The 11,827-nt window shown below is 71.8% G+C and carries 8 protein-coding genes; 3 read left to right on the plus strand and 5 right to left on the minus strand.

From position 1 onward, the window contains the following. Both MBA17_RS32425 and MBA17_RS32430 read right to left on the minus strand, forming a co-directional pair. The gene (locus MBA17_RS32425) at positions 1–1,371 is read right to left on the minus strand and encodes an ABC transporter substrate-binding protein (RefSeq protein ID WP_238500618.1); all 1,371 of its coding nucleotides are present in this window, start codon (positions 1,369–1,371) and stop codon (positions 1–3) included. Positions 1,372–1,384: 13 nt separating this feature from the next. Continuing rightward, positions 1,385–3,256: a glycoside hydrolase family 127 protein gene (locus MBA17_RS32430; RefSeq protein ID WP_238500621.1), complete on the minus strand. Its 1,872-nt coding sequence runs from the start codon at positions 3,254–3,256 to the stop codon at positions 1,385–1,387. Between the two features lie 129 nt (positions 3,257–3,385). Here MBA17_RS32430 and MBA17_RS32435 point away from each other — a divergent pair, with 129 nt between their 5' ends. After that, positions 3,386–4,414, plus strand: coding sequence for a LacI family DNA-binding transcriptional regulator (locus MBA17_RS32435; protein ID WP_238500623.1), 1,029 nt, complete (start codon positions 3,386–3,388; stop codon positions 4,412–4,414). Positions 4,415–4,477: 63 nt separating this feature from the next. Here MBA17_RS32435 and MBA17_RS32440 read toward each other — a convergent pair whose 3' ends face one another. Beyond that, positions 4,478–7,933: an indolepyruvate ferredoxin oxidoreductase family protein gene (locus MBA17_RS32440; protein WP_238500628.1), complete on the minus strand. Its 3,456-nt coding sequence runs from the start codon at positions 7,931–7,933 to the stop codon at positions 4,478–4,480. A gap of 182 nt (positions 7,934–8,115) precedes the next feature. Here MBA17_RS32440 and MBA17_RS32445 point away from each other — a divergent pair, with 182 nt between their 5' ends. Then, positions 8,116–8,595, plus strand: a complete 480-nt coding sequence (locus MBA17_RS32445) for an Lrp/AsnC family transcriptional regulator (protein WP_238500629.1) — start codon at positions 8,116–8,118, stop codon at positions 8,593–8,595. 117 nt (positions 8,596–8,712) lie between these two features. On the opposite strand, the gene MBA17_RS32450 is transcribed toward MBA17_RS32445, so the two are convergent. After that, the gene (locus MBA17_RS32450; RefSeq protein ID WP_238500631.1) at positions 8,713–10,065 is read right to left on the minus strand and encodes a 6-phospho-beta-glucosidase; all 1,353 of its coding nucleotides are present in this window, start codon (positions 10,063–10,065) and stop codon (positions 8,713–8,715) included. Between the two features lie 195 nt (positions 10,066–10,260). Further along, a complete protein-coding gene (locus tag MBA17_RS49790; RefSeq protein WP_274386289.1) occupies positions 10,261–10,389 on the minus strand; it encodes a hypothetical protein in 129 nt (42 codons plus the stop codon). Between the two features lie 125 nt (positions 10,390–10,514). Here MBA17_RS49790 and MBA17_RS32455 point away from each other — a divergent pair, with 125 nt between their 5' ends. Then, a complete protein-coding gene (locus tag MBA17_RS32455) occupies positions 10,515–11,825 on the plus strand; it encodes a carbohydrate kinase family protein (RefSeq protein ID WP_238500634.1) in 1,311 nt (436 codons plus the stop codon). Positions 11,826–11,827: the final 2 nt, after the last annotated feature.

Raw genomic sequence — 11,827 nt, forward strand, 5'->3', positions numbered from 1 at the left:
TCACACCTCCTGCGCGTGGTGCCAGCCCTGCAGCATTTCGGTGATCTTGGGTGTGACCTCTTTGAGCACCTCGGCGGCGGACCGCTTGCCGCTCTCGATCTCCTGCAGCGCGGGAGTGAGCACGTCGGAGGCGATCGCCGTCATGTTCTTGACCCGGTTGCCGAAGGCCGGCACGCCGTGGTCGCGGGTGTAGTCGACGACCGCCGTCCTGAACTCCGGTGGATGGCCGGCGTTCTTGGTCCAGGAGTCGACGGCGGCCTGATCCTCGTAGTACTTGCGTTCCTGCGGCATCCACAGGCCCTGCGCGTACAGGTCGACGTAGCGCGGGTCGATGTGGAAGGCGAAGAGCTCGACCGCCTCCTCAACGTGCTTCGTGGTCGCGAAGACCGACGACGCCCCGGCCACCTGCGTGGTCGTGTACGGCTGGTCGTACTTGGGCAGCACGCCGATGCCGAAGTCGACCTTGCTCTCGTTCATGTCGAGCAGGCTCCAGTGCCCGTCGACCACCATCGCCACCCGCTTGGTCTTCAGCAGGATGCTCGTGCCCGGCACCTCGTCGCCGGTCGCCGCCAGTTGCCCCGGACCGGGCGCGACGCGGTGCTTGTACACCAGATCCTGCAGGTTCTGGAACACCTCGATCGACTCGGGGCTGTCGAGCAGGCACTTCGTGCCCGCCTCGTCGGCGAAGTCGCCGCCGTTGCCACGCAGGAAGCCGTACCACGCCGCGGGGTAGGTGAAGCTGCACGAGACGCCGAACTGGCGGACCTGCTTGGGGTCGAAGCCCGCCTCGTCCGGGTGTTTGCCGCTCTGGTCGACGGTCAGCTTGAAGGCGTTCTGCACCAGCTGGTCCCAGGTCCACGCGCTCGCCGCGTCGGCCGGGGGCGGCGCGATGCCGGCCTCGGTGACGGCCGCCCTGCTGTACCAGAGCAGCATGCTCTCGTTGGCGGTCGCCACACCGTGCAGCTTGTCCGGCCCGTACCAGAGGTACGCGTCGGGGAGGTAGCCGCCGAGCTGCGGATACTTCTTGATGTACGGGTGCAGGTTGACCAGCTTGCCCTGTTCGGCCAGGCGGAACGACATCGCCATCGGCACATAGCCGACGTCGGGCGTACGGTTCCCGGCCACCAGCGCGTTCAGCTTCACGTCGTACTCGTCCGGGGTGAACAGCGCCTCCACCCGCACCCCGGGCTTCTGCTTCTCGAAGGCCTGCAGCATCTTGGCCACGGCCTTCCGCTCGAACGTCGAGCCCCAGTACATGAACTGCAGCTCAGCGGCGCCGGCCGGGGTCGGACCGGCGCCCCCGCCACAGGCGGCAGCGGCGGCCCCGAGGGCGGCCAGCCCACCCATCCTGAACAGCTCTCGTCTTCTCATCTGCGTGTGTTCCTTACACGAGGGGGATCCAGACCCGCATCACGCCGCCGTCGCGGTTGTCCCACTGGTAGTAGGGGACGGCCGTGGCGATGACGGGGGTGCCGGCCGGGGGGTCTGCGACGGCCGCCGTGTACGGCAGGCCGTCTCTGGGCGAGGCGGGGAGGCGCACGGCGTCCGCCTCGATCAGCACGGTCCTGCCGACGCCGGGCAGGTCGTCGTGCGGTACGACGCGCAGTTCCGCGTCGGGGGCGAGCGCCAGATCCTCGACGTCGGCGCTCTGGTCGGCCTGCTCCAGGCAGTAGACGAGCGGGCCGCGCTCGATCGCCACGGCCCCCCGGAGCGCGTCGATCCTGCGGTCCGGGCGGACCAGCCGGGGGGACATGTCCAGGTCCAGGGTGAAGGTGTCACCCGGACGCCAGGCGCGCCGGATCTCGGCGTACCCGCTGGCATCGGGCGTGAGCTCGGTCGAGGAGCTCCAGGCGGGCACCCGCAGCCTGAGCGTCCACTCGGTGCCCGGCGCGTCCTGGACGGTGAACAGGACCCGGCCGTCCCACGGGTACTCGGTCTCGACGGCCAGAGTGATCTCGCCGGAGCGGATCACGCCGGGGACGTACTGGTGCACGGACAGTCCCTCGCCGCCGGTCGTGGCGACGTAATGGCCGAGGGAGGAGACCAGCCGCATGATGTTCGGCGGGCAGCACGCGCAGGCGAACCACTCCCGGCGCCGGCCCAGGTAGGCGTCCTCGATCAGGTCGGCCCTGCGCTGCAACGGGTTGACGTAGAAGAACCGGAGGCCGTCGGCGGAGGTCGAGGCCGCGAAGGCGTTGTAGAGCGTGCGCTCGATCAGGTCGGCGTACCGGCTCTGCCCGGTGGCGAGCAGCAGCCGCCAGTTCCAGTGGATGCTCGCGATGGCCGCGCAGCTCTCGTTGTACGCGCGGTCGGGCGGCAGCTCGTACCGCTCGCCGAACGCCTCGCCGTCGTGCCGTGAGCCGTGGCCGCCGGTGATGGAGGTCTTGGTGGCGACCATGTCCTCCCAGCGGCGGACCGAGCATTCGAGCAGCGACTCGTCGCCCGTCTCCAGGTAGACGTCGACGATGCCGGCCTCCAGGTAGAGCTGGCGTACGGCGTGCCCGACCGCGGTCCCCGCCTCGCGCACGGGCAGGTGGTCCTGGGCGTAGAGCGAACCCATGCCGCTGTCGGCGATCAGGCCCTTGCCCCGGTTGTCGATCAGCTTGCCGGCGAGCTCCAGGTAGGCCCGCTCCCCGGTCAGGCGGTACAGCTCCACCAGGGCCGTCTCGACCTCCGCGTGCCCGTCGATGCCGTCGTCGCCGCCGGTCAGGAACACCTCGACCAGGTGGTCGGCGAACCGCCGCGCGACCGCCAGCAACTCGTCGCCGACACCGGCGCGCGCGCTCGCCACGGCGGCCTGGAACAGGTGCCCGGCGCAGTACATCTCGTGGCTGTACTCCAGCTCGGTGAAGATCTTGTCCGGCTTGACCACCTGGTAGTGCGAGTTCAGGTAGCCGTCCGCCCGCTGTGCCCGGCCCAGCAGGGCCGCCGACTCGGCGACGAAGGCGGGGTAGCTCTCGTCGGGCAGCCGGCAGTGCTCCCAGGCGACCGCCTCCAGTTGCTTGTAGAGGTCGGAGTCCTGGAAGCGGTAGCCCTGGAAGGGCCCGCTCCCCTCCCCCGCCGCCAGCCGGAGGTTGGGCACCGCTCCCGACCGCTCCATCTGCTCGATGCCGAGCGCGATGCTGGCCTCGCGATTGATCTTCTGCCAGCGGCCGAGCGGGCCGCCGTCGATCTCGACGTCAGTGATGCCGAGTGGCCGCCGCACACCTGTCAGGGGAGCCAGCGGACCGCGGACGTGGTCGTCAAAGTCGGGCATCGCGCTCCTCGCACGGTGAGAATAGGTTTTCTCAAGGGGAGAGTAGGATGTGATACATCACCCGTCAAGGGATGAGAGCTCCCCCACGTGAACGAGACGGTAGGGTGCGGCGATCAGGGAGGAAAACGATTGTCCAACTCAACTCAGGACGCCGGCCGTACCGTGACGATCCGCGACGTCGCGGCCGCCGCCGGCGTGTCCATCGGTACCGCGTCCAAAGCGTTGAACGGCGTCGGCAGGATGCGCGAGGAGACCCGGGCCAGGGTGACGGCCGCCGCTCGCCGGCTGGGTTTCCGGCCCAACCCCCTCGCCCAGGGACTGCTCGGCGGCCGCACCTACACGGTCGGCCTGATCACCTGCGACAGCTTCGGCCGCTTCAGCATCCCGGTGATGCTGGGCGCGGAGGACGCGCTGGGCGACGGCCAGATCTCGGTACTGCTGTGCGACACCCGCGACGACCCGCTCAGGGAACGGCACCACGTCGAGCGCCTGCTGGACCGCCGGGTCGAGGGCATCATCGTCACCGGCAGGCGCACCGAGCCGCGCCCCGGGATCGGCCGCGACCTGCCCGTGCCCGTCGTCTACGCCATGACGCAGTCACTCGACCCCTCCGACCTGTCGCTCCTACCCGACGACGAGGGCGGCGGAGCCCTCGCCGCGCGGCACCTGCTGGCCACCGGCCGCACCCGGATCGGCCACATCACCGGGCCGCACGGCTTCCGGGCCGCACGGCAGCGGGCGGCCGGCCTGAGCGGCGTGCTCGGCGAGGCCGGCCTGCGGGTGGCCGGCGACGTCCTGCACGGCGAGTGGAGCGAGGAATGGGGCCGCCAAGGCGCGGACATCCTGCTCCAGGCCGACCCCGACGTCGAGGCGATCTTCTGCGGCAGCGACCAGATCGCCCGCGGCGTCGCCGAGACCCTGCGCGAGCGCGGCCGGCGGGTCCCCGGCGACGTGGCACTGGTCGGCTTCGACAACTGGGCGCCGATGGCGCTCGGCTGCCGCCCGCCGCTGACGACCGTCGACATGAACCTCGGCGAGATCGGCCGGCTCGCCGCCCGCCACCTGCTCGGCGTCATCGCCGGGCAGGCGGGCGAGACGGGCGTGCGGACCGTGCCCGCGCGCCTGGTGGTCCGCGAGTCCACCAGGCTCGGCACGTGAGGGGCGCGCGGGACTCCCGGGGGCGGGCACGGTCACCCGGGTGCCGGGCACCTGATCGTTCGGTCACCGGGCCCCGGCGGGAGCCTCCGAATCCGCGAGCAGCTTCGCCTGCTTCTCCCGATAGGCCGCCACGTTCGCCAGCTTGACGTGCTCATAGCCGCGGACCATGTCCGGGAGCTCCGCGATCTCCAGCACGGTGGCGGGGTCGGCGGCCGACATCGCCTGGAGTACGGCGTCGCGGTATTCGACGACGAGCGCGCGTTCGACCTGTCGCACACGGGCGTAGCCGAACGGGTCGAGGCGGGTTCCGCGGAGCCGGCGCAGCGCGCGCAGCAGCCGGAGGACCGGCCGGAACCACCGCCCCAGACTGAGCTTGCGCTTCATCCCGAGCGCCCTGAACACGGGCGGATGCAGCCGGTAGGAGTAGCGTGCGCCCGTGCCGAATCGGGCCTCCAGGCCGGCGGTGAACTCCTCGCTCAGCGACAGCCGCGCCACCTCGTACTCGTCCTTGTAGGCCATCAGCTTGTACAGGTTGCGGGCCACCGCCTCGGTGACGGCCGTCGGCCCCGCCTCAAGGACCCGGATCCGCTCGACGAACTCGGCGTAGTCACGCGCGTATCGCTCGCCCTGGTAGGCGATCAGCTCCGGCACCCGGACGGCCAGCAGCCGCGCCAGTTCGCCGTCCTCGGGGGCGTGGACGAGCGCGAGCGTCCCGGTGGCGGCCGCCGTACGGGCGGGCGGGGGCGCGGCCGTACCGTCCGAGGTGATCGCGGCGGGGTCGGCGACGGCCTGCCGTCCCCAGCGGAAGGCCAGCAGGTTGCGCTCGACGGCCGTGCCGTTCAGTTCGATGGCGTGCTCGATCGCCTCCGCCGCCAGCGGGACCGCCCCGAACTGGTAGGCCGCGCCGAGTTGCAGGATGTTGGCGTACTGGTCGTCGCCGAAGAGCCGCTCGGCCAGCTCGCGCGCGTCCAGGTAGCAGGTCCGCGCGCTGGCCGCCTCGATCGCCGACCGCACGCTGCGCTGCGCCGGGAACGACACCCCGGGATCGACGATCATGCGGCCGGTCGGCACCTCCGCGGTGGACACGACCGCCGCCGTCCGGCCCGGATCCGCCGCCTCCAGGTAGGCGGGGTCGGCGGCCACCAGCACGTCGCAGGCCAGATACAGATCGCACTCCCCCGCGGCGAGCTTGGCGGCCCCCGTCACCGGGCCGGATGTGATCTTGATGTCGGAGACCACCGCGCCGCCCTTCTGGGCGAGGCCGATCTGGTCCAGCAGGCGGACCTGCCTGCCGTCGATCACCGCGGCGGTGCCGAGGATCTGCGCCACCGTGACGATGCCCGTGCCGCCGACGCCCGTGATGCGCACGGTGAAGTCGCCGTCGCGTTTCTCCGGCTCGGGCAGCGGTCCCGGATCGGCGGGCGTGGCGATCACCCGCTCGCCCGGCACCACGGTCAGGAACGAGGGGCAGTCACCGGCCAGGCACGAGTAGTCGACGTTGCACGAGCCCTGATGGATCCGTGTCTTCCGGCCGAACTCGGTGTCCACGGGCTGCACCGACAGGCAGTTCGACTTGACTCCGCAGTCGCCGCACCCCTCGCACACCCGCTCGTTGATCACGACCTTGGCGGCCGGGGTGGGCGCCTTGCCGCGCCGCCGCTTGCGGCGCTTCTCCGCCGCGCACTCCTGGTCGTGGATGAGCACGGTGACGCCGGGCGTCGCGGCCAGTTCCTCCTGGCTGCGGACCAGCTCGTCACGGTGCCGGACCTGCACGCCCTTGGGCAGGTCCGCCCCGCGCAACCGTTCGGGGGCCTCGGTGGTGATGATCACCTTCGCCACGCCCTCGACGAGCAGCCACGCGGCCAGCCGGTCCACCGGCATGGCGCCGACCGGGTGCTGACCGCCGGTCATCGCGACCGCTGAGTTGCGCAGCAGTTTGAAGGTCATGTTCGCCCCGGCCGCGACGGCCGCCCGTACGGCGAGGCTGCCCGAGTGGGTGAACGTCCCGTCCCCGATGTTCTGCGTGAAGTGCCGGTCCTCGACGAACGGGGCCATGCCGATCCACTGGGCGCCCTCGCCGCCCATCTGGGTGAGCCCGACGACGGTGCCGACCTGGTCGGGCTCCATGAACAGGGCCATCGTGTGGCACCCGATGCCGGCGCCCACCAGGGTGTTCTCGGGCACCTTCGTCGAGGAGCTGTGCGGGCAGCCCGAGCAGAAGTACGGCGTCCGGGCCAGCAGCGGGAGGGAGACCCGTGCCTCGCGCCGCCGTCCCCGCCAGGCCGTGACCGGCTCGATCTCGCCGTGGTCGGCGAGCCTGCGCGCGAGCCCCGCCGCGATCGCCCCCGGGTTCAGCTCGCCGGCCTCGGCGAACAGCGTCCGGCCGTCGGGACCGGTCTTCCCGTGTACGGCGGGCGCGGCGGGCCGGCCGTACAGGATCTCCTTGACCGCGGACTCGATGAACGACCGCTTCTCCTCCACCACGACGATCTCGGCCAGGCCAGCGGCGAACTCCCGCACGACGGTGGGGTCGAGCGGGTGGATGACGCCCAGCTTGAGCAGCCTGATCCCGTACCGTTCCAGTGCCCCGTCGTCGAGCCCCAGCTCGTGCAGCGCCTGCCGTACGTCGAGGTATGACTTGCCCGCGCTGACGATCCCGATCCGGGCGCCCTCGGCGGCGGCGGAGACCCGGTTGACGCCGGCGGCCCGCACGTAGCTCAGGGCGAGCGGCAGCCGTGTCTCGTACAGACCGCGTTCGAGCGCGGCCAGCTCCGCGCCGAGCATCCGCGAGCTGGGACGATGCGAGTACGGCCGCGCCGAACCCGCCGGCTCGACCACCGGCGCGGCCCAGTCCGCCCCGACCACCGCCGTGCCCGCGGAGTCGGCGACGCCGGCCACCAACTTCATCGCGGCCCACAGCCCGCTGGCCCGCGACAGCTCCACCGCGTGCAGGCCGTAGTCGAGCACGTCCTGCACGTCGGCCGGGAAGAAGGTCGGGATGGACAGCTCGGCGAGCGCCGCCTCGGAGGCGCACGGCACGGTCGAGGACTTGGCGGCCGGGTCGTCGCCGACCAGCGCGACCGCGCCGCCACGCGGATGCGTGCCCGCGAGATTGGCGTGCCGCAGGGCGTCGGTCGCCCGATCCAGGCCGGGCGCCTTGCCGTACCACACGCCGGTCACGCCGTCCGGCCGCAGTCTGGCCACTTCGGCCGCGAGCTGGCTGCCCGCCACCGACGTCGCCGCCAGCTCCTCGTTCAGGCCGGGCCGGTGCACCACCTCGTGCTCGGCCAGCAGGCTCGCCCGGCGGGCGAGCTCCAGGTCGAACCCGCCGAGCGGGGACCCCTCGTAGCCGGAGACGAACGCGGCGGTGTCCCGTCCCGCCCGCCGATCGTGCCTGACCCGGTCGAGCAGCATCCGCACCAGGGCCTGGGTTCCGGTGAGATAGACGGTCCCGTCCTCGCGCAGGTAACGGTCGTCGAGGGAGAAGCCGGCCGGCGTCCTGGCGGGCACTGCGGACATGGGGCCACCTCACTGTCGAGACTGTCGGAACTGCCGAAACTGCCGATCCTGTCGAGACGGGCATCTGGCGCACATGTTAAGAGTCTGATACCTATTTCGGTCAATGACCGACGCGGGAAATCGGGCCAATGGCCCAGTCGCCTCCCCTGCCGCGTTCGACCGGAAAGGCCATCGGTAGCACTGTGGACGACCTCGACACCGCCCTCCTGCGGCTCCTGCTGGAGGAGCCGAGGGCCGGCATGCGGGAGTACGCGCGCATCCTCGGCGTGGCCAGGGGCACGGTCCAGTCGCGCCTGGCCCGGCTGGAACGCGACGGCGTGATCGCGACCTTCGCGCCGCAGCTCAATCCCGAGAAACTGGGATATCCCGTGCTCGCCCAGGTCCACATGCACCTGGCGCAGGGCCGGCTGGAGGAGATCGCCGGGTTGCTCGCCGGCATAGCCGAGGTGATCGAGGCGCACACGATCGCCGGGGACGGCGACCTGGTGTGCCGGGTCGTCGCCCGGGACAACGCGCACCTGGAGGAGGTCATCCAGCAGGTGATCAAGCTGCCGGGCATGGTCCGCACCAAGACCGAGGTGATGCTCAGCGAGCGCGTCGCCCACCGGGTGCTCCCCCTCGTCCTCCAGGAGTCCAGGTCTCCCCAGCGCCGTCCAGGCTGACCGGCCGGACCGCAGATCCGGCCGGTGGTCGCCGGCGGTGATCTCCCCAGGAGGGCCAGGTCGTGGGCGCGCTATCGGTGACCTCCAGGGGGGCGAGGGCGGCCCCGGTCGTGGGCGTTACGGGGAGCCGGGGAGGACGGCGGCCAGTTCCGGGATGCGGGCGCGGTAGCCGTCGAGCAGCTTGCGCGCCGTACCGACCGAGTCGACCAGGGGATGCAGGGCGAACGCCTCGACGGCCAGGCGCGACGAGCCGGACAGGGCGGCCGCGATGGCCGTCTGCTCGACCGCCTTCACCTGCTGCACGAGACCGAGGAGACGGCCGGGGAGCGGGTCGGTGGCCAGCGGCCGGACTCCGGACCCGTTCACCACGCAGGGGACCTCGACGACCGCCTCCGGAGGCAGACCGGGCACCGCGGCGCCGTTGCGGACATTGAGAATCATGGTGGCGGACTCGCCGCGGACGATGGCGGCCATCAGGGCGAGCGCGATGCCCTCGTACCCTCCCGCCTCCAGGTCGGCGGCGTCGCGTTCGCCGGCGTCGGCGAGGTCGCGGGTCTCGGCCATGTACGTCGCGTCGCGGTCGGCGCGGGCCCGCTCCCACGCGTCGAGGGCGTGCTCGGGCCGCTCCCGCACGGCCGCGTAGAACCGGTTCTGCCCGTCGAGCAGGGACTCACCGCGGGTGTGCTCGGCGTCGCCGATCGCGGCGATGGATTCGCGGGTGAAGTAGTAGTAGTGCAGGTATTCGTTGGGCAACGCGCCCAGAGTCCGCACCCAGTCGGCGCCGAAGATCCGGGCCTCCTCGACCCGCCGTAGCGCCACGTCGTCGGCGAGCAGGGCGGGCAGCACGTCGCGGCCCTGGTAGGTGAGCCCGCGCAGCCAGCCGAGATGGTTCAGCCCCACGTAGTCGGGCGACACCCGCGCCGGATCGAGCCCGAGGGCGGCGGCCGCCCGCCGGATCAGCCCGACCGGGGAGTCACAGACGCCGACCACCCGGTCGCCGAGCACGGTCCGCATCGCCTCGGTGATCATGCCGGCCGGGTTGGTGAAGTTGATGACCCAGGCGCGGGGCGCGAGGGCGGCCACCCGCTCGGCCACACGCACCGCCACCGGTACGGTACGCAGGCCGAAGGCGATGCCACCGGGCCCGGTCGTCTCCTGGCCGAGACAGCCAAGTTCCAGCGCGACCCGCTCATCCGCGGTACGGCCCGCGAGGCCGCCGACGCGGATCGCCGAGAAGACGAAGTCGGCGTCCCGCAGCGCGGTGTCCAGGTCCGTGGTGGTCCGCACCGCGGGCGGGTGGTCGTGCCCGGCCGCGAGCTGGTCGAGCACCTGCCGGATGACCGTCAGCCGCTCCGCCGACACGTCGTGCAGCACCACCTCCGTCACGCGTGGCGTCGCGGTGTCGCGCAGCAGCGCGCGGTACACGAGCGGGACCCGGAAGCCTCCGCCGCCGAGAACGGCCAGTTTCATCGGGGTCCCCTCACCTGCCACGGAGCTCGGGCACCCGATTCGGTCCCGATTCGGTTGCGCTGACCGGCTCGCGCGGTGTGGGCGGCGATCACGTGAGCGGCGCCCGGTCGCCCGTGAAGGGAGACTTCATGCCCGCACCAGCGCCCGCCTCTTGGGGTCCACGGTCGAGATGGCTCGGTCTTGCCGTACTGACGATCACGTCGCGGTCCTGGAGACCGTGTGTCCGCGGGGTGCGGCATCGAGCATGAAGAGCTTCGACGGTGTCTCGGCGGGGATGATGTCCATGAACGGGTCGTCCAGCCGGACGCCGGAGCGTTGCAGCACAGCCGAATTATATCAGTCATGACTGCGCATAAGTGAGCAACATGCGCCAACCTACTGACCAAAACACTTGATATGTGCGCATCAAACATGCAAGATTGCGCACATCTCGCCCTGTCGAGGAGGGCATGAAACGCGTGTCTGTCCAGGCTTACGACCCTCTCGCCGATCAGCGAACCCCGCAAGGGCCGCAGTTCGACGTCTTCTTGGCGGGTACCGTCTTCCTCGACATCGTCTTCACCGGCCTGCCCGCGATGCCCACCGCGGGGACCGAGGTGTGGGCCGAGGGCATGGGCTCCTGTCCCGGCGGCATCGCCAACCTCGCCATCGCGACCAGCCGGCTGGGCCTGCGCACCTCACTCGCCGCCGCGTTCGGCGACGACGACTACGGCGACTTCTGCTGGCGCACGCTGGCCGAGCAGGAGTCGGTCGACCTGTCCAGGTCACGGCGATTCGAGCACTGGCACTCCCCGGTGACGGTGTCCATGGCCGTCGACCGCGACCGCAGCATGGTGACCCACGGCCACCCGGCGCCCATGTCCGCGTCCGAGATGATCGGCTCCCCGCCGCGGTCCAGGGCCGTGATCGTGGCGCTCTCCGCCGACGAACCGCTCGGCGTGCCCGGCAGGTGCAGCTGGGCCGAGCTGGCGCATCGCAACGGCGCGCTCATCTTCGCCGACGTGGGCTGGGACCCGTCGGGCGCCTGGTCCCCCGACCTGCTGAACCAGCTCTCGGGCTGCCACGCGTTCATGCCCAACGCGGTCGAGGCGATGGCCTACACCAGCGCCGACACCCCCCGCGACGCGCTGTACGCGCTCGCCGACCGGGTGCCCCTCGCCGTGGTCACCGACGGCGCCGACGGCGCGATGGCCATCGACTCCATGACCGGCGAGGAGGCGTTCGTCCCCGCTCCGCGGGTGTCGGCGCTCGACCCGACCGGCGCGGGCGACGTGTTCGGCGCGGGAATCGTGCTCGGCACCCTCTGCCGCTGGCCGCTGCCCGACCGGCTCGCGTTCGCCGGGCTCTGCGCGGCGCTGGCCGTACAGCAGTTCGGCGGCTCGCTCGCCGCGCCGGGATGGGGGGACATCGCCGACTGGTGGCACGAGGTGCGGGCGGCGAACGGCCGCGGCAGCGCCTACGCCGACTCGCTCGCCCGCCGGTACGCCTTCCTCGACCGGCTGGTCCCCACCGTCCCGATGGGCGCGGTACGCCGGGCGGCCGCCACCATCGCCCGGCACGCCGACGTCGGGAGGGCCGCACGGACACCGGAGGAGCCACCTGCGAGGACCGCCGAGACCGGACCCGAGGCAGGACCCGAGACCGGACCCGAGACATGGGCCACCGCCGAGACCGACGCCGGGGTCCCGTCCGGAGCACACGACGATCCAGACGAGCCCGAGGATCCGGACGCCCCCCGGGTGCCCGCCCAGAAGGAGTAACT

The organism is Dolomitihabitans soli, from assembly GCF_022213955.1.
Classification (GTDB): Bacteria; Actinomycetota; Actinomycetes; order Streptosporangiales; family Streptosporangiaceae; genus Streptosporangium_A; species Streptosporangium_A soli.